The sequence below is a fragment of the Kitasatospora sp. NPDC088391 genome, from assembly GCF_044753345.1.
In the GTDB taxonomy this organism is placed as follows: domain Bacteria; phylum Actinomycetota; class Actinomycetes; order Streptomycetales; family Streptomycetaceae; genus Kitasatospora.
Map to the genome: position 1 here is coordinate 321416 of NZ_JBIVNB010000005.1, position 17850 is coordinate 339265.

The 17850-nt window shown below is 73.6% G+C and carries 16 protein-coding genes; 7 read left to right on the forward strand and 9 right to left on the reverse strand.

The window, feature by feature from the left end:
• Nucleotides 1–45: 45 nt before the first annotated feature.
• The 3 genes from ACIQBJ_RS18020 to ACIQBJ_RS18030 form a co-directional block, all read right to left on the reverse strand.
• On the reverse strand, nucleotides 46–1035 hold the full coding sequence (locus tag ACIQBJ_RS18020; RefSeq protein ID WP_400710628.1) for a polysaccharide deacetylase family protein: 990 nt from the start codon (nucleotides 1033–1035) through the stop codon (nucleotides 46–48).
• A gap of 129 nt (nucleotides 1036–1164) precedes the next feature.
• Entirely contained in the window at nucleotides 1165–2079 is a 915-nt protein-coding gene (locus ACIQBJ_RS18025) for a phosphotransferase (RefSeq protein WP_400710631.1), read from the reverse strand.
• Nucleotides 2076–4298 (reverse strand): MMPL family transporter, encoded by a 2223-nt coding sequence (locus ACIQBJ_RS18030; RefSeq protein ID WP_400711362.1) that lies wholly within the window; start codon nucleotides 4296–4298, stop codon nucleotides 2076–2078. Before ACIQBJ_RS18030 ends, ACIQBJ_RS18025 begins: the two co-directional genes overlap by 4 nt.
• Before the next feature lie 503 nt (nucleotides 4299–4801).
• Between ACIQBJ_RS18030 and ACIQBJ_RS18035 the strand changes: the two genes are divergently transcribed.
• The 3 genes from ACIQBJ_RS18035 to ACIQBJ_RS18045 all read left to right on the forward strand — a co-directional run bounded on the left by ACIQBJ_RS18035 (nucleotide 4802) and on the right by ACIQBJ_RS18045 (nucleotide 9386).
• A complete protein-coding gene (locus tag ACIQBJ_RS18035; protein WP_400710634.1) occupies nucleotides 4802–6967 on the forward strand; it encodes an MMPL family transporter in 2166 nt (721 codons plus the stop codon).
• Between the two features lie 311 nt (nucleotides 6968–7278).
• A complete protein-coding gene (locus ACIQBJ_RS18040; protein WP_014135140.1) occupies nucleotides 7279–7482 on the forward strand; it encodes a cold-shock protein in 204 nt (67 codons plus the stop codon).
• Nucleotides 7483–7661: 179 nt separating this feature from the next.
• On the forward strand, nucleotides 7662–9386 hold the full coding sequence (locus ACIQBJ_RS18045; RefSeq protein ID WP_400710638.1) for a DEAD/DEAH box helicase: 1725 nt from the start codon (nucleotides 7662–7664) through the stop codon (nucleotides 9384–9386).
• Nucleotides 9387–9475: 89 nt separating this feature from the next.
• On the opposite strand, the gene ACIQBJ_RS18050 is transcribed toward ACIQBJ_RS18045, so the two are convergent.
• On the reverse strand, nucleotides 9476–9937 hold the full coding sequence (locus ACIQBJ_RS18050; RefSeq protein WP_400710641.1) for a MarR family winged helix-turn-helix transcriptional regulator: 462 nt from the start codon (nucleotides 9935–9937) through the stop codon (nucleotides 9476–9478).
• A 115-nt stretch (nucleotides 9938–10052) separates the two neighbouring features.
• On the opposite strand from ACIQBJ_RS18050, the gene ACIQBJ_RS18055 reads away from it, so the two are divergent.
• The 4 genes from ACIQBJ_RS18055 to ACIQBJ_RS18070 all read left to right on the forward strand — a co-directional run bounded on the left by ACIQBJ_RS18055 (nucleotide 10053) and on the right by ACIQBJ_RS18070 (nucleotide 12404).
• Entirely contained in the window at nucleotides 10053–10355 is a 303-nt protein-coding gene (locus ACIQBJ_RS18055; RefSeq protein ID WP_400710644.1) for a hypothetical protein, read from the forward strand.
• 148 nt (nucleotides 10356–10503) lie between these two features.
• The gene (locus ACIQBJ_RS18060; RefSeq protein WP_400710647.1) at nucleotides 10504–10830 is read left to right on the forward strand and encodes a type VII secretion target; all 327 of its coding nucleotides are present in this window, start codon (nucleotides 10504–10506) and stop codon (nucleotides 10828–10830) included.
• Complete coding sequence (locus ACIQBJ_RS18065) at nucleotides 10827–11762, forward strand: WXG100 family type VII secretion target (RefSeq protein ID WP_400710650.1); 936 nt, start codon at nucleotides 10827–10829, stop codon at nucleotides 11760–11762. Before ACIQBJ_RS18060 ends, ACIQBJ_RS18065 begins: the two co-directional genes overlap by 4 nt.
• A gap of 51 nt (nucleotides 11763–11813) precedes the next feature.
• Nucleotides 11814–12404 (forward strand): hypothetical protein, encoded by a 591-nt coding sequence (locus ACIQBJ_RS18070; RefSeq protein ID WP_400710653.1) that lies wholly within the window; start codon nucleotides 11814–11816, stop codon nucleotides 12402–12404.
• Between the two features lie 35 nt (nucleotides 12405–12439).
• Here the strand turns inward: ACIQBJ_RS18070 and ACIQBJ_RS18075 are convergent, their stop codons facing one another.
• The 5 genes from ACIQBJ_RS18075 to ACIQBJ_RS18095 form a co-directional block, all read right to left on the reverse strand.
• Complete coding sequence (locus tag ACIQBJ_RS18075) at nucleotides 12440–13177, reverse strand: sirohydrochlorin chelatase (protein ID WP_400711365.1); 738 nt, start codon at nucleotides 13175–13177, stop codon at nucleotides 12440–12442.
• 148 nt (nucleotides 13178–13325) lie between these two features.
• A complete protein-coding gene (locus ACIQBJ_RS18080) occupies nucleotides 13326–14231 on the reverse strand; it encodes an ABC transporter permease (protein ID WP_400710656.1) in 906 nt (301 codons plus the stop codon).
• Nucleotides 14218–15021 (reverse strand): ABC transporter ATP-binding protein, encoded by an 804-nt coding sequence (locus ACIQBJ_RS18085; protein ID WP_400710659.1) that lies wholly within the window; start codon nucleotides 15019–15021, stop codon nucleotides 14218–14220. Before ACIQBJ_RS18085 ends, ACIQBJ_RS18080 begins: the two co-directional genes overlap by 14 nt.
• A 126-nt stretch (nucleotides 15022–15147) precedes the next feature.
• Nucleotides 15148–16290 (reverse strand): aliphatic sulfonate ABC transporter substrate-binding protein, encoded by a 1143-nt coding sequence (locus ACIQBJ_RS18090; protein ID WP_400710662.1) that lies wholly within the window; start codon nucleotides 16288–16290, stop codon nucleotides 15148–15150.
• 223 nt (nucleotides 16291–16513) lie between these two features.
• Nucleotides 16514–17848 carry a sulfate adenylyltransferase subunit 1 gene (locus ACIQBJ_RS18095; protein ID WP_400710665.1) on the reverse strand — a complete coding sequence of 445 codons (1335 nt, stop codon included), beginning with the start codon at nucleotides 17846–17848 and terminating at the stop codon, nucleotides 16514–16516.
• Nucleotides 17849–17850: the final 2 nt, after the last annotated feature.

The window sequence follows — 17850 nt, forward strand, 5'->3', positions numbered from 1 at the left end:
GGGCGCGCCTGTCGAGAGGGCCCGCCGAGGGGCCGTGACGGGCCGTCAGGACTGCGGGAAGTCGAAGGTGTAGCCCTGCGCGACCAGCCAGGGCAGCAGCTGCTGGAGCGCCGCCACGGTCTGGCTGCGGTCGCCGCCGCCGTCGTGCATCAGCACCACGCCGCCCGGGCGCAGGGTCTGCTGCACGGTGGAGACGATCGCCGGCACGCCCGGGCGCGACCAGTCCCGCGGGTCGACCGTCCAGCCCAGCGACTTCATGCCCAGGTCGGCGCCGATCCGCTCGTTCTCGGCGGTGAAGTCGCCGCCCGGGGCGCGCCACCAGGTCACGGCCGGGTCGTTCCCGGCCGCGTTCACGATCATGGCCCGGGCGTCGGCGATCTCGGCGACCTGCTGCTGGTGCGACTGCTTGTGCATCGGCTGCGGGTGGTCCACCGTGTGGTCGCACAGCCGGTGGCCCTCGGCGACGATCCGCTGCACCGCCGCCGGGTGCGCCTTCGCGTTGGCGCCGATCTCGCAGAACGTCGCCTTGGCGCCGTACTGCGCCAGCAGGTCCAGCACCTGGCCGGTGGCCGGGCCCGGGCCGTCGTCGAAGGTCAGCGCGACGGTCTTCCCACCGGAGGCGGTGTGCCGCAGCACGCCGCCGGCCGGGGCCGGGTTCGGGTTCGGGTCGGTGGGGGTGGAGGCCGGGCCGGTGCCGGTGGCGGTCGGGGCGGACGGGTTCGCCGGGGTGCGCGGCGCGGTGGGTGTCCGGTGCGGGGACGGGGTGTCCGAGGAGCGGTCCCCGTCCGGGTCGGCCGAGGGGGCGCCGTCCTCGTGCGGCGTCGGCCGGGCCGCCACCGAGCTCCCGCCCGCCGCGCCGGTCGCACCCGTACTCGTGCTTGCGCTCGCGCTCGGCGTGCCCGTGCGCTGCGCGGCGTCCCCCGCCGCGGAGGGGGAGCCGGACGCGCCGCAGGCCACCAGCAGGGCGGGGGCGAGCAGCGCGCAGGCGCCGAGCAGAAGAGGACGACGGCGGGCGGATATGCGGGACTTCACCATGGGACGACTCCTGACGTCGTACCGGCCGCCCTGGGACGGGGCGTCTGGTCGGATACGACGCCAGGTACGAACGAGGTGGTTCCGTCCGGGTGTGGGCCGCGCCACAGGGCGGGCTCCGGACGGAAGCGGTCAGAACGCGAACCAGCGTACGTCCGTCGCGCCGTCACGCAGCGAGTCCACCCGGCGACGGAACTCGGCCCGCGCGGAAGGGTTTCCGGGCGCCTGCTGGGCCACCCACGCGGCGCTCGCGGTCTCCCGCGCGCCGCGCAGCACCGCGAAGCCCGGCCACTCCCGGACGTCCCAGCCGTAGGCCGCGTCGAAGGCCGCGACCTCCTCCGCCGGTACGCCGTACCGGTCCTGACTGAGCGCCAGCACCACCAGGTCGTGCTCGCGCAGGTCGTCCGCCATGTACTCCAGGTCGAGCAGCACCGGCCCGTCCGGCGTGACGTGCACGTTGCGCGGCAGCGCGTCGCCGTGGATCGGGCCGGGCGGCAGGACCGGGGCCAGCTCCCCGATCGCGGTGACAAAGGTCTCTTTTCGGACACGGAGGAAGGCGGCGTCCGCCGGGTCGACGTGCCCCTCGGCCGCGGCGAGCCAGCCGTCCACCGGGGCGAGCAGGTCGCGCCGGCCGAGCGGGACGGGAGGACCGGGCGGGAGGGCGGGACCGGCCGGGACGGGTGCGGCGGGCAGCGCGTGCAGGGCGCGCAGCAGCGGCGCCAGGTCGGCGGGGCGGGCCGGTCGGACCGGGTCGCCGAGCCGGTGCCACAGCGTGACGGGGTGCTCCCGGACCAGGCGCACCGCGGGGTCGGCGGGGCGGACCACCGGCACGCCCGCGCCGTCCAGCCAGCCGGCCAGGGCCAGTTCGCGGGCGGCCCGGTCGGCCGCGCCGGGCGTCCGGCCGACCTTGGCGACCAGGCCGGCGGCCGGGAGGTCGAACACCGCGTTCTGGCCGAGAGCGAGCAGCACCGCCCCGGCCGGGTCGACCCCGGCCGGGGCGGCGGCTTCCTGCAGGAGGGCGCGGGCCCTCGGTTCGTCGAAGATCACCCGCTCATTGTCGGGGAGAGCGGCCCCGGCGTCCGGGTCTCTGCGGCTCCGGCGGCCCCCGGGGCGTCCTCGACCGCCGTCCCGGACTCCAGCCGCGGCAGCCAGCGCAGCCAGCGCGGCAGGTACCAGTTCCGCTCGCCGAGCAGCGACATGACGGCGGGCAGCAGCACGGCGCGGACCACCGTCGCGTCGATCAGGACGGCGACGGCGAGGCCGACGCCCATCTGCTTCATGGACTGCATGGAGAGCGTGCCGAACACCGCGAACACCCCGACCATGATCACGGCCGCGCTGGTGACCACGCCCGCCGTGCTGCGGATGCCGTGCGCGACGGCGGCCCGGGTCGGCAGGCCGCGGTCGTGCGCCTCCTTGATCCGGGAGACCACGAACACGTGGTAGTCCATCGAGAGGCCGAAGAGGATCACGAACAGGAACAGCGGCACCCAGCTCTCCACCGCGCCGACGCCCGCGGTGCCGATCAGCGCGGCGCCGACGCCGTGCTGGAAGACCAGGGCGAGCACGCCGTAGGCCGCGCCGACCGAGAGCAGGTTGAGCAGCACCGCGGTGACCGCGACGGCCGGCGAGCGGAAGGAGACCAGCATCAGCAGGAAGGCGAAGACCACCACGAAGCCGAACACCGGGAGCAGCGAATCCGACATCTGCCGGTTGAAGTCGACCGAGCCGGCCGTGCTGCCGGTCACCGGGGCCTCGGTGCCCGGGACCTTGCCGACCGTGGCCGGGACGACCTCCTCGCGCAGGGCCTTCAGGGCGGCCGCCGAGGTCTCGTCGTTGCCGCTGCCGTAGAGCGGGATGTCGACCGTCGCGACGTTCTGTTCGGCGTGCACCTTGACCTCGGTGGGGCCGTGCATCTTCCCGGTGGCGAGGGCGCGGGCCTGCAGGTCGGCGAGGGCCCGGGTCATCTCCGGGGAGGTGATGTCCTTCGCCCGGACCACCACGGTCGCGGGGGAGGGGCTGCCGGGGAAGGCGGCCTCGATCCGCTGCGAGGTGGCGACCAGCGGATTGCCCTTGGGGAGCTGCTGCTGGAACGTCAGGTTCGCGGTGTGCATCGTCAGCGTCGGCGCGGCGAGCGCCAGCAGGGCGGCGGTGGCCAGGCCGGCCGCGACCGCCGGGCGGCGCAGCACCGGCCGCAGCACCGCGTTCCAGAACCGGCCGCCCTCGCCGCCGGTGCGGCGCAGGCGGTGCAGGAGGGGGATCTTCCCCTTCTCGACCCGGTCGCCGAGCATCGAGAGCAGCGCGGGCAGGACCGTCAGCGACCCGAGCACGGCGGTGACCACCACCACGATGGTGGCCCAGGACATCGCCTTGAAGTCGGCGATGCCGGTGAGGAACATGCCGGCCATGGCGACCACGACCGTGACGCCGGAGACCAGCACGGCGCGGCCGGAGGTGGCGGCGGCGATCCGCAGCGCGGTCTCCCGGTCGCGGCCGGCGGCGCGCTCCTCGCGCTCGCGGCGCAGGTAGAACAGGCAGTAGTCGACGCCGACGGCCAGGCCGACCAGCAGCATCACCGAACTGGCGTCGTTGCTGGTGTGCAGCACCCCCGAGGAGAGCGCGACCAGGCCGGACGCGGCCACGAAGGCCGTCATCGCGAGCACCACCGGCAGGACGGCGGCGACCAGCGCGCCGAACGCGACCAGCAGGATGCCGAGGGCCAGCGGCAGGGCCGTCCACTCGGCGCGGGCGAAGTCGTTCTTGAACTGGTCGTCGAACCACTTGCCGGCGCTGGCCTCGCCGTACTCCTCGATCAGCAGCTCGCCGTGCCGCTTCTGCACCCCGGCCACCGCCTCCGTCACGGCGGGCACGTTGGCGACGGCGGCGGCGCGGTCCGCGCCCTCCACCGTGAACTGGAGCAGGGCGGAGTGCCGGTCGGCGGAGATCGCCTGCGTCTCGTACGGGCTGTGCAGGGCCCCGGCCCGGCCGGTGCCCCGGACGGCGGCGGCCACCTCGTCGACCGCGGCGCGGAAGGACGGGTCGTCGGCCGTCAGGGCACGGCTCTGGACCAGCACCGTCTCCCCGGCCGGGGACTTGACGCCCGCCTCGTCGAGGATCCGGGCGGCCTGCGCGACCTGGCCCGGCATCGACTCGGAGTCGGTGACCGTGGTGGAGCCGTGCACGCCGCCCAGATAGGCGGCGAGGACGACGAAGAGCAGCCAGCCGAAGACCGCGGTCTTCCGGTGGCGGGCGCTCCAGACGCCCATGGTGGCGGCGATTCCTTGCTTCACGAGTGGTTCCCCCAGGATGGCGGGCGGCGGCGGGGCCGCCCCGGTCGGTGGGCCGCGGCGCTGCTCCGGCGGCACAACAGACGTTAGAAAAGCCCGACCTGACGGACCATCCGGCTGGTCACCCACTTCTCCCTGGTCCTTCCCCCAGGGCCGACCCTGGTGCTACCCCCACCCCGGAGGTGAGGCCCTCCTCCTTGAGGGCGGCCCCGGCTCCACCCTGAGGGGGAGCGATCTCCACCCGGAGCACGAGGTGGCGCGGGGTGTCCGCGGGTGACGATGGTCCGGGGCCGGCTCCGTGGCCGTCCCCGGGGCTCCCCGGAAAACCCACTTGCCGGTCGGCAAGTAAGGTCCCGTAGGATGCCCACTAGTTCCTTACCTGCCGACCGGCTAGAGCCCCATCGGGCCGTCCGCCGGTCAGAGCCGTTGCCCGGTCCCCGTCCCCCGGCGGCGGTGAACCATGCCCAGGAGGCATCACGAGCATGTTCCACCGAATCGGACAATTCGTCGTCAAGCGGGCCTGGTGGGTCATCGCGGCCTGGGTGGTCGGCATGATCGCCGTCGCCGCCACCGCGCCGACGATCAGCGCACAGACCGACGAGGCGTCCTTCCTGCCGAAGCACTACGAGTCGATCCAGGCCGCCACCGTCCAGGAGAAGGCCTTCCCGACCAGCTTCACGCCCTCCGCGATGGCGCTCTTCGAGCGCAACGACGGCGCGCCGCTGACCGCGAAGGACAAGGACGACATCGCCAAGGTCGTCCAGGGCCTCACCGCCAAGAAGATCGAGTCGGTCGAGAAGATCGTCCCGGTCAGCGAGCAGACCACCTCCAAGGACGGCAAGTACGCGCTGTCCATGATCGCCATCGACAAGGCCAAGCAGCAGGACTCCAAGGCGTTCGGCGACGTCGCCAAGAAGCTGCGCGAGGACGGCAAGTCGCTGGCCCAGGGCAGCGACGTCAAGTTCCAGCTCGGCGGCAGCGCCGCCCAGGCGCTGGACCAGACCGAGTCCTCCGGCAACGCCGACGCGGTCATCGCGATGTCCACCGTGCTGCTGGTGGCGATCATCGTCGGCATCATCTTCCGCAGCGTCCTGGCGGGCATCCTGCCGCTGCTGATCACGCTGATGTTCGCCTACCCCACCTCCAACGGCGTGATCGCCTACGCGACCAAGGCGTTCGACCTGGACAGCACCCCGATCCTGTCGGCGATCCTGATCGTCGTCGTGCTCGGCGTCGGCACCGACTACTTCCTCTTCCTGCTCTTCCGCTACCGCGAGCGGCTGCGGGCCGGCGACGACCGCAAGACCGCCGTGGTCAACGCGGTCGGCCGGGTCGGCGAGGCGATCGCCTCGGCGGCCGGCGCGGTCACCATCGCCTTCGCGGCGCTGATCCTCTCCAGCCTCGGCATGTTCAAGGCGCTCGGCCCGGCGCTGGCCATCGCGGTCGTGGTCACCGCGTTCGCCGCGCTCACCCTGGCGCCCGCGCTGCTCGCCGTCCTCCCGGCCCGCGCCGTCTTCTGGCCCGGCAAGAAGTGGCTGGACGAGCCGAGCGACGCCCGCTTCACCGCACTCGGCAAGGTCGTCGAGAAGCGCCCGGCGTTCGTGGCGATCGCCTCCGGCGCCGTGCTGGTCGCGCTGTCGGCCGGCGCGCTCAACTACAACGGCATCTTCGACCTCGCGGGCAGCTCGATGCCCAAGACCGCGGAGTCGATGGTCGTCCAGGACAAGCTCGCCAACGGCTTCTCGGCCGGCGCCGCCCAGCCGACGCACGTCTACCTGAGCGGCACCGCGGGCGCCAAGCTCGACCCGGCCGCCTTCGAGTCGTACGCCGGCAGGCTCGGCGCCGTCCCGGGCATCGCCCAGGCCGTGCCCCAGCCGCAGCTCAGCACCGACGGCAGCACCGCCGACTTCACCGTGATCATGAAGGACGCGCCGGACAGCAACGCGGCGATCGACGCCGTCACCGAGCTGCGGGACGTCGCGCACGCCTCGGCCCCGGCCGGCACCGAGGCCAAGGTGGGTGGCCTGAGCGCCATCTACAAGGACATCAACCTGGCGATGACCCACGACTACGAGCTGGTCTTCCCGGTCGCGGGCCTGCTGATCCTGCTGATCCTGGGCCTCCAGCTGCGCAGCGTGGTCGCGCCCTGGTACCTGATGGCCTCGGTCGGCCTCGGCTTCACCGCCACCCTGGGCGCCGCCACCGTGCTCTTCCAGAACATCAAGGGCGAGCCCGGCATGATGTTCATGCTGCCGATCCTGATCTACCTGTTCGTGGTGGCGATCGGGACCGACTACAACATCCTGATCATCGCCCGCCTGCGGGAGGAGGCCCGGGAGGGCCGCAGCCCGCGCGAGGCGGCCCGCGAGGCGCTGCGCCACGGCGGTCCGACCGTCGCGGCGGCCGGCTTCATCCTGGCGGCCTCGTTCGCCACGTTCATGCTGGCGGGCAACGTCTTCATGCTGGAGTTCGGCTTCGCGATGGCCTTCGGCATCGCGGTGGCGGCCTTCGTGATGGCGATGTTCTTCACCCCGGCGATCACCGCGCTGCTCGGCAACCGGGCCTGGTGGCCCGGTCACGGGGCGATGCCCGGGCACGGGGCCGCCCCGGTCGGGGAGCGGACGCCGGAGCCGGTCGGCCGGGGCTGATCCGGCACCCACCGGAACGGTCCGGTGGCGTGGAGTGACGGGGGCGGGTGGTCCGGACGGATCGCCTGCCCCCGGTGGCGTCCGGTGAAACACGGTGTGACCAGCGCAACCTTTGCCGCCGTTGACGAGGGTGGGCGTGCTATTGTCGAAGCAGTTGCAGTATTGGTTCCCATGAACGTGTGTGTGCGCCTGCTGGTTCCAACCGACAGGCGCATTTGTTTTGTCCGGTGTTTAGTCTCCGGATGGGGATCGCGGCTACGTGGGGCGCACGAGGTGTGTGTCCCAATGCCCCAGTGAAAGTGGAGACGGTTATGGCTACCGGCACCGTGAAGTGGTTCAACAGCGAAAAGGGCTACGGCTTCATCGAGCAGGACGGCGGCGGCGCCGACGTTTTCGCTCACTACTCGAACATCCAGTCGACCGGCTTCCGTGAGCTGATCGAGGGCCAGAAGGTCGAGTTCGACGTCACGCAGGGCCAGAAGGGCCCGCAGGCGGAGAACATCCGCCCCATCTGAGTCCCGGCTCACCGCCGACTCACTGATGTTGCAGGCGAGGGCCCGTGCCTCCACAGGGTGCGGGCCCTCGTCCATGCCGCCCGACGGCCGGGGCGGCCCATTCCTCTGCGGCCGATCCGTCCCAGCCCATCCGCGCACAGTCCGCGGTCGGCCGACGGCCCCCAGAGAGTGGAACACGCATGTCCGAACAGTCACGTCCGCGCACCGAGCAGTCCCGCACCGACAAGCCGCGCGGCGGCCGCCCCCGCGGCGGGGCCCCGCGCTCCGGCGCCCCCCGGGGCGAGCAGCAGCCGCGCGCCGGGGGGACCCGCCGGCCGCGCCGGGCCGCCGCCCCGTCGGCCGCCCCCGCCGAGGACTTCACGCACGTGCAGGGCACCCCGTCCCGCCCGCCGGCCGCGAGCTTCGCCGAACTGGAGATGCCCGGCGGGCTGTTGAAGGAGCTGGGCGCGCAGGGCGTGACCGAGCCCTTCCCGATCCAGGCCGCCACCCTGCCGGACGCGCTGGCCGGACGCGACGTCCTCGGCCGCGGCCGGACCGGCTCCGGCAAGACCCTGGCGTTCGGCCTGCCGCTGCTGGTCCGCACCCACGGCAAGCGGGCCTCCGCGCGCCGCCCGCTGGCCCTGGTGCTGGTGCCGACCCGCGAGCTGGCGCAGCAGGTCACCGACGCGCTCGCCCCGTACGCCGGGGTGCTGAACCTGCGGATCACCACCGTGGTCGGCGGCATGTCGATCACCCGGCAGTCCAACCAGGTCCGGCGCGGCACCGAGGTGCTGGTCGCCACCCCCGGCCGGCTCGACGACCTGATCCAGCGCGGCGACGTGTTCCTGGACGAGGTCGCGATCACCGTCCTCGACGAGGCCGACCAGATGGCCGACATGGGCTTCCTGCCGCAGGTGGTCAAGCTGCTGGAGCAGGTCGCCGAGGGCGGGCAGCGGATGCTGTTCTCCGCCACCCTGGACCGCAACGTGGACCGGCTGGTCAACCGTTTCCTCACCGACCCGGTCACCCACTCGGTCGACCCGTCGGCCGGGGCGGTCACCACCATGGACCACCACCTGCTCCAGCTCGAACCCGCCGACAAGGCCGAGACCACCGCCCGGATCGCCGCCCGCGAGGGCCGGGTGATCATGTTCGTGCACACCAAGCACGGCGCGGACCGCCTCGCCAAGCAGCTGCGCGCCCACGGCGTGGTCGCCGCCGCGCTGCACGGCGGCAAGTCGCAGCCGCAGCGCAACCGGGTCCTCGACCAGTTCCGCGAGGGCGAGGTGACCGCGCTGATCGCCACCAACGTCGCGGCCCGCGGCATCCACATCGACGGCCTCGACCTGGTCGTCAACGTCGACCCGCCGATCGACCACAAGGACTACCTGCACCGCGGCGGCCGCACCGCCCGGGCCGGCGAGTCCGGCACCGTGGTCACCCTGGTGCTGCCCGAGCAGCGCCGCGAGGTCAACCGGCTGATGAGCATCGCCGGCATCCGGCCGACCGTCACCAAGGTCCGCCCCGAGGACGGTGAGCTCAAGCGGATCACCGGCGCCCGGACGCCCTCCGGCGTGGCCGTGGTCCTGCCGGTGCCCGCCGCGGCGGTGCCCGCCGCCGCGCAGCAGTCGGCGGCCGGCGGCGAGGGCGGCGGACGCGGCCGGGGCCGCGGGCGCGGCGGCGCGAAGCCGGTGGACGGGGAGGCCCGCCGCCGTCCGGCCAGGCGCGCCGACGCCGGCCTGCCCAAGGACGTCGACCTGAGCGGCAACCCGCGCCGCCCCCGCCCCAAGCAGCGGATGGGCGCCGGGACTTCGCAGATGGCGGCGGGCTTCATCGGCAAGTCCTCGGACCGGGCGAAGCCGGGCTCCGGCTCGAAGACCGGCTCCAACTACGGGACGGGCCGGCAGCGGCGCAAGCCCGAGTAGTCGTGCGGCGGGGCCGCGTCCGGACCGGTGTCTCCCACCGGTCGGGGCGCGGCCCCGCAGTGCGTTCCGGGTGAGGCCCGGGGCGGGTCTCAGCCGGTGGTGGCCGGGGCGGCGCCCAGGGTGCGCACCACGGCGGCCAGCGGGGCGAGTTCGGGTCGCTGCTCGGCGGCGTCCAGCGCCTCGGCGAGGGCGCGGTCGTTGGTGGGCCGGGCCGCCGCGAGCAGGGCGAGGCCCGCCTCGGTGACGTTGGTGTAGATGCCGCGCCGGTCGGTGGGGCAGAGGTAGCGGCCGAGCAGGCCGCGGTCCTCCAGCCGGGTGACCAGGCGGGTGGTGGCGCTCTGGCTGAGCACGACCGCGTCGGCCAGCTGGTTCATCCGGAAGTGGCCGCCGGTGTCGTCGTGCTGGCCGCTGAGCACGTCCAGCACCGAGAACTCCCGGACGCTGAGCTCGTGTTCGGCCTGCAGGGCGCGCTCGACGTGCGCCTCGATCCGGCCGTGCAGGGCGGTCAGGGCGCACCAGCCGTGCGCCAGGGCGGGGTCCGGTCGGGTCATGGCCGTGCTCCCTTCGGTGGGTGGGTCGTACCTTGACGACAAGCGTAGTCGAGATGTGCAAATTCCCGCGCGTGCAAGTATCGCGCGGATCGGCGGGATGAGGAGGCGGTCCCCGATGGAGCGAGCGGCCCGGCTGGACGCGCAGGAAGCCGCGCTGGACGCCCTGCTGGCGTCCCTCGGTACGCGGGTCGAACCGGTCGAGGACGCCCGGGTGGCCCGGCTCGACGCGACCGCCCCCGGCTACGCCCAGTACCACCGGATCGGCCACAAGCGGCAGGCCGCGTACCGGCTGCTGCTCGTCGACCGGGCCGCCGCCCACCGCGACTACCCGCTGGTGCTGGACGCGCTGCTGGCCGACGACGACCTCTCCTCGCCGCGCTGGTTCGCCCAGGTGCTGGCGGGCTGCGGCGAGGGTTGAGGCCGGGGCTGCGGGGGCCGGGGAGTGCGGAGCGGCGACCGGGGCTGTCTCGGCGAGTTGGCGGCGTGTTAGTTTCTTTGCCAATTCATGGCATCCGCATGGTGCGAGGGATACCTGCGGGCCTGGCAACGGGGAGAGGTACGCCGACATGGCGGGGGAGTTCACGGTCGATCCGGACGCGCTGCGCCGGTTCGCCCGCACCAGCAGCGAACGGGCCGAGCGGCTGCGGGCGATCCGCGCCGAACTCGGCGGCCACCAGCTGTCGCCGTCCGCCTTCGGGAAGCTCCCGGAGGCCGACGGGACCGCCCGCGACTACGCGGAGCGCTCCGAGGCGGCGATCGAGAACACCGGCGCGGGCGCCGACACCATGGACCGGATCGCCGAGTACGCGAACGGCACGGCCACCGCCTACGAACGCACCGACGAGGACACCGCGCGCGCGATGACCGCGATTGCCGGAGGGCTGGGCGGATGAGCGGGCCGGTCGCGGGCGCCGTCGACGCCTACACGAAGGTCAACGACTGGATGAGCCCGCTGGGCAGCGTGATCGACGAGATCATGCGCCCGATCGTCGAACCGCTCGCCGAACCCCTGGAGTTCGTCACCGGCGACCCCGAGGGCCTGGAGGAGGCCGCCGCGCTCTGGCAGCGGCAGGCCGAGCGGCTGCGCGACCTGGTCGCCGACCAGCGCCGCGACCGGGCCGCGCTGGCCGGCGAGTGGCAGGGCGCGGCCGCCGACGCCTTCCAGCGCGAACTCGACGAGTACGAGCAGGCGTTGGAGGCCGAGGCGGAGGACATGGCGGCCACCGCCGAACTCCTCGCCGAGGCCGCCGCCGAATCCCGGACGGCCCAGGACCTGGTCGAGACGGTGATCCGCGAACTCATCGAGTGGGCGATCATCACGCTGGCCGCCTCGCTCGCCTTCAGCGTCATCACCGCCGGCGTCTCGCTCGCCGCCGAGGCCGCCGCGGCCGCCGCCGAGGGCGCCATCGCCAGTGCCCGGATAGCCAACCTGGTGCGCAAGCTCGCCACCGCCCTGAAGAAGATCGCCGACGCGATGAAGGCCCTCAAGGCCGTCTCCAAGCGCCCGCACCTCAACCCGAAGAAGCCCTGGACCTGGAACAAGCCCCTCGACATCGAGGCGTACCTGGCCAAGCAGGGCGTCAAGACGGTCGGCAAGGCCGGACTGCACGGCATCGGGCTCACCGGCAACCCGGTCGGCGAGACGCTCCAGCAGGCCGCGCAGAGCGGCGCCGGCATCCTCGCCGACGAGGCCGACGACCGGATCGCCGGCAACCCCGGCCCCAGCACCGCGCTGCGCGGGCGCACCGGCCTCGCCCAGCCCGCGCAGCCGCCCGCGCTCGACGCCGAGGAGCGCCGCCGCCGCTTCGAGGACGCGTTCGGCTGACAGCTGGTCAGCTCCCCTGCCCTGAGAGCGTGTTGACCGAGGAGGAGTACCGTGCTCGACCGGGACCGGCAGTTCGCCACGCCGTTCCTCGCCCCCGGCGAACAGCTGCGGGCCGCCGCGCCCGTCTCGCTCGCGCCCGGCGTCCCCCGGCCGCCCGAGGAACTGCTGACGCCCCGTCGGCCGGGCGAGCTGGAACAGCGGCTCGCCCGGCCGTTCGGCCTGCTGCGCCGCGCCTACGCCGTCGTCAACCCGGCCTCGGCGGCGGTCGGCGCCGTCGAGGACCGGCTGATGGACGCGGTCCCCGACAGCGTCTGGCACGGCAGGGGCATGGACGGCGGCTGGCCGTCCACCGCCGGGCGGCTGGTCGTCCGGCTGCACGAGGACGGGGCCGACGGCAGCGCGCTGCTCGCCCTCACCGACCGCCGGCTGCTGCTGATCGCCGACCGGGCCAAGCTCTGGCAGTTCACCGAACAGCACGCCCTGCAGGCCGAGTTGCCCCGCCACGAGATCACGGCGGCCCGCCGCAACGCCAAGGGCGTCACCCAGCGCGGCCGGGTCGACCTGCACTTCCGCGACGGCTCCTGGCTCGGCCTCACCACCCCGCTGCCGTCCGCGGCCGACGAACTCGCCGCCGCGTTCTGAGGGAGGGCGTCCGCCGATTCCCGGGCGGTGCCGGGTCAGGCGGTGCGTGCCGCCGGGGAGTCCGTCGCCTCCGCGGCCTTGGCGGCCTCGGCGTGGCGGGCCAGGACGAGCCGGGCGAGCTCCGGGGCCGGGCCGAGGACCTGGGCGAGGTGGTCGGCGCCGTGGGCGGTCGCGGCGGTGGCGATCCGGTCCGGGAGCAGGCCGGGCGCCAGCAGGTACGGGGCGACGGCGGTGGCGCGGACGGCCGGGTCGGCGCGCAGCGCGGCCAGCGCGTCGGCGACGGTCGGGCCGCTGCCGGAGGCGTGCGCGACGGTGACGGCGGCCCAGCCCCGGGAGCGCTGCCACTCGGCCGCCACCGCGCGGGTGGTGGCGTTGGCGGCCGGGTCGGAGGAGCCGGCGGCGGCCAGGACCACGCCGGTGCGGGCGCGGACGGCCGGGTCGGTGGTGTCCTGGCCGGACTCGGCGAGGCGGCGGTCGAGGGCGTCGAGGAGCAGGGGCGAGGGCCCGAGGACGTCCGCGACCGGGATCGCCGAGCCGGCGGCGTGCAGGGCGGCCGGGATGTCGTGCTTGGCGTGGAAGGCGCGGTTCAGCAGGAGCGGGACGGCGACCGCGTCGGCGCGGCGTGCGGCGACCTGGGCGATCCGGGGCGCGCAGTGGTCCAAGTAGGCCGTGGCGACGTCGAGTTCGGGGCGCAGGGCGCGGACGGCGGCGGCCAGGGCCTCGACCGTGGCGGCGTGGCGCGGGTCGCGGGAGCCGTGCGCGAGAAGCAGCAGCGGCGGGAGGGGTGAGCCGGCTGCGGAGGACGTACGGCGTGCGGGGCGCGAGGCGGTGCCCGGCTGCGGCAACTGCCCTTCCGCTGCGCGCAGTTCCCCGCGCCCCTGGCGGGGCGCGGGGGGTGCGGTGGTGCGGGTGGTCACGGGGTCAGCGGGTGGTGACGAGGAGGCCGCGGCTGCGCAGGACGCGGCGTTCGACGGGGGAGAAGACCAGCAGGTCGATGGCGACGCCGACGACCAGGATCAGGATGATGCCGAGCAGGACGCCGGACATCTCATTGAACTCGCGCTGGTTCTCCAGGTAGCGGCCGAGGCCGAGGCCCAGGTCGGGGGAGGAGGCGATGAGTTCGGCGGCCATCAGCGAGCGCCAGGAGAAGGCCCAGCCCTGCTTGAGGCCGGCCAGGTAGCCGGGGAGCGCGGCGGGGAGCAGGACGTGGCGGGCGCCGCGCAGGCCGGTCGCGCCGAGGGTCTGGCCGGCCCGGAGGTAGATCGGGGGAACCTGGTCGATGCCGGAGATCAGGCCGTTGGCGATGGACGGGACGGCGCCGAGCAGGATGACGGCGTACATCGCGGAGTTGGTGATGCCGAGCCAGATGATCGCGGCGGGCACCCAGGCCACCGAGGGCAGCGACTGGAGGCCGGACAGGACCGGGCCGAGCGCGGCGCGGACCGGCTTGACCCGGGCGACCAGCAGGCCGATCGGGGTGCCGATGACGACGGAGAGCAGGAAGCCGGACAGGCCGCGCCAGACGCTGGTCCAGATGATGGAGAACAGCGTTCCGGCGTACCAGAGTTCGCTGAGCGAGTCCCAGACGTCGGCGGGGCTGGGGAGCTTGTCGGGGGTGGTGAGTTCCAGGCTGTAGGCGAGCTGCCACAGGGCCAGCACCAGGACGACGCCGAGGATCGGCGGCAGGACCTTCTGCCGGAGCACCACGGCGACGGGGGTGCGCTGGGCGTGGACGGTCTCCAGGGCGTCGAGGCCGGCCTCGACGCTGGCGGAGTCGGCGGCCCCGTCCTTGGCGAGGGGGACGGCTGCGGTGTCAGTGCTGGACATGGCGGCGGATCTCCCCACGCAGTTCTTCGGTGATCTCGATGGACAGATCCGCGACCCCGGCGGACTCGATGCGGCGCGGCTGCGGCATGTCGATCCGCCACTCCTTGGCGACCCGGCCGGGGCGGGAGGAGAGCAGCACCACGCGCTGGGCGAGGCGGACGGCCTCGCGGACGTTGTGGGTGACGAACAGGACGGTGAGGTTGCGCTCGGCCCAGATCCGGGTGATCTCGTCGTGCAGGACGTCCCGGGTGATGGCGTCGAGCGCGGCGAACGGCTCGTCCATCAGCAGGACGGAGCTGCCCTGGGCGAGCGAGCGGGCCAGCGCGACGCGCTGGCGCATGCCGCCGGAGAGCTCGTGGACGCGCTTCTTGTAGGAGCCGCCGAGGCGGACCAGGTCGAGCAGTCGCTCGGCCTCGGTGACGCGCTCGGCCTTGCCGACGCCGGCCAGCCGGAGGGCGAGTTCGATGTTCTTGCCGGCGGTGAGCCAGGGGAACAGGGCGTGGTCCTGGAACATCAGCGCGGGGCGGCCGCCGGGCACCTCGATGGTGCCGGAGGTCGGCCGGTCGAGGCCGGCCACCAGGTTGAGCAGGGTGGACTTGCCGCAGCCGGAGGCGCCGAGCAGCGTGACGAACTCACCGGGCGCGACGGTGAGGTCGATGTCCTCCAGCACCGGTGCGGCGGTGCCGGGGCGGCCGAAGGTCTTGTGCACGTGCGAGAGCCGGACGGCGATCGGGCCGTCCGGGCGGCCCGCGCCGGCGGCGTCGGGCGAGGTGGTCAGTGCCGTGGTCACGGGCACCTCCTGCGGGTGTGGTTCCGGGCAGGGCGGGAAGCTCGGGTGTCCGGGGTCCGGCCCCGCGCCCGCCCGCTGAGTGGGCATCGGGTGGGCGGGCGCGGGGCGGACCTCGGGGCCTGGGGGCTACTTGGCGCCGAGGCCGGCGTCGGCGACGGCGGGCCGGCCCGCGTCCTTCAGCACCTTGTTCAGCAGGGTCAGGTCGTAGATCCCGGCCAGGTTGGGCTTCTTCAGCAGGCCCGCGGTGACGGCGTGGTCGGCCTCGGCCTGCAGGGTGTTGGCCAGCGGGTCGTCCAGGAAGTCGATGTCCTGCCAGGCCGGGTCGAGGACCGCGGCGTCCAGCGAGTTGCCGGCGTCGGCCTTGATCTGCTCGTTGGCGACGGCCTTGGCCTGGTCGGAGTTGGCCTTGATCCAGGCGTTGGTCTTCACCGAGCCGCGCAGCACGGCCTCGACCACGTCCGGGTGCTCCTTGAGGAACTTCTGCGAGACGATCAGGTTGGTGATGACGAACTTCTTGTCCGGCCAGACGTCCTTCTCGTTGAGCAGGACCTTCGCGCCGAGGGTGACCAGCTTGGAGGCGGTCGGCTCGGGCACCCAGGCGCCGTCGATGGAGCCGGACTTGTAGGCGTCGGGGGTGACCTTGTTGTCGGTGCGCAGCACCTTGACGTCGCCGTCGCCGGAGTTGGCGTCGACCTTGTAGCCCTTCTCCGCCAGGTAGTTCAGCAGGGCGACGTCCTGGGTGTTGCCGAGCTGCGGGGTGGCGAGCTTCTTGCCCTTGAGGTCGTCCAGGGTCTTGATCTTGTCCGGGTTGACGACCAGCTTGACGCCGCCGGAGGCCGAACCGGCGATGATCTTCAGGGACTTGCCGTCGGACTTGGTGAAGCCGTTGATCGCCGGGGAGGGGCCGATCCAGCCGATGTCGATCGAGCCGGCGTTCAGCGCCTCGATCTCGGCGGGGCCGGCGTTGAAGACCTGGGTCTTGATCTGGGTGCCGCCGAGCTCCTGCTGCAGGATGCCCTGCTTGAGGCCGACCAGCGCGGTGCCGTGGGTGAGGTTGGCGAAGTAGCCGATCTTCACGGTGTCGGCGGAGAGCTTGGCGCCGGAGGCGGCGGGCGCGGCCGACGCCTTGTCGGTGCTCTTGGCGCCGTAGGAGCAGGCGGTCAGCAGGCCGGCGGTGGTGGCCACGGCGACGGCGGCCACGGCGGCGCGTCTGATCCGGCCGGCGTTCGGGCGGACGCGGGTATGGGTGTGCTGGGTGCTCGGTGCCATGAGAGGTGTCCCGTTCGAAGAGAAGTGAAGGTTCGTGCCTGACCGGGGCCGGGGCCGGCCGTCGTGCCCGCTGTGGGAAGGCGCGACGGGCCGGGCCCGGTGACAGGGGATCAGTGCCCCTGTCCGCCCCCACATCGCGTCAGGCCGCCCTGGCCGCTGCCGAGGACGCCGCTGCCGATGCGGCCGCCTTCCTTGTCCATGCCCGAGAACGCCTCGCTGGGCATCAGACCCAGTCCTCCTCTGGGGAAGCGTCGGTGGTGCTGACGGTGTCGAACGCCTCGCCCGCCATGCCGGCGGTGAGGGTGGTGCCGTCGGACGGGTCGATCAGGACGAACGAGCCCGTGCGGCGGTTGTCGGTGTAGGGGTCGAGGGCCAGCGGCTCGGCGGTGCGCAGCACCACGTGGCCGATGTCGTTGACGTTCAACCCCTCGGCGCCGGAACGCTGTTCGAGCGTGTCGATGTCGATCCGGTAGCTGATCTCCTTGACGAGCGCGCGCACCGTGCGGGTGGTGTGCTTGAGCAGCACCTTCGCCCCGACGTGCAGCGGACGCTCGTTCAGGTGGCAGACGGTGGCCTCGACGTCCTTGGTGGGGACGGGGGCCGGGGCGCCGGCGATCAGGTCGCCGCGGGAGATGTCGATGTCGTCCGCGAGGCGGACCGTCACCGACTGCGGGGCCCAGGCGAGGTCGGTCGCCGTGCCGAGCGCGTCGATCGCCGCGACGGTGGTGGTGTGGCCCGAGGGCAGCACCGTCACCGGGTCGCCGACCCGCAGCACGCCGGAGGCCAACTGGCCCGCGTAGCCGCGGTAGTCGTGGAACTCCTCGCTCTGCGGGCGGATCACGTACTGGACCGGGAACCGGGCCGGCTCGGCGCTCGGGTCGGTGCCGACCGGCACCGTCTCCAGGTGCTCCAGCAGGGTCGGGCCGCCGTACCAGTCCATGTGGGCCGAGGGCTCGACCACGTTGTCGCCGGCCAGCGCCGAGATCGGCACCGCCACGACGTCCTTGACCCCGAGCGAGGCCGCGTACGCGGTGAACTCGGCGGCGATCGCGGCGAACACCGGCTCCGCGTACTCGACCAGGTCCATCTTGTTGACCGCGAGGACGACGTGCGGGACGCGCAGCAGGGCGGCGACCGCGGCGTGCCGGCGGGTCTGCTCGACCACGCCGTTGCGGGCGTCGACGAGGACCACGGCCAGCTCGGCGGTGGACGCGCCGGTCACCATGTTGCGGGTGTACTGCACGTGCCCCGGGGTGTCGGCGAGGATGAACCGGCGCCGGGCGGTGGCGAAGTAGCGGTACGCCACGTCGATGGTGATGCCCTGCTCGCGCTCGGCCCGCAGGCCGTCGGTGAGCAGCGCCAGGTCGGGGGCCTCCTGGCCGCGCCGGCGGGAGGCGTGCTCGACGGCCTCCAACTGGTCGGCCAGCACCGACTTGGAGTCGTGCAGCAGCCGGCCCACCAGGGTGGACTTGCCGTCGTCGACGGAGCCCGCGGTGGCGAAGCGCAGCAGCGAGGTGGCGGTGCCGGTCTGAGTCGTACCGGCGTGGGTGGTGCTCATTG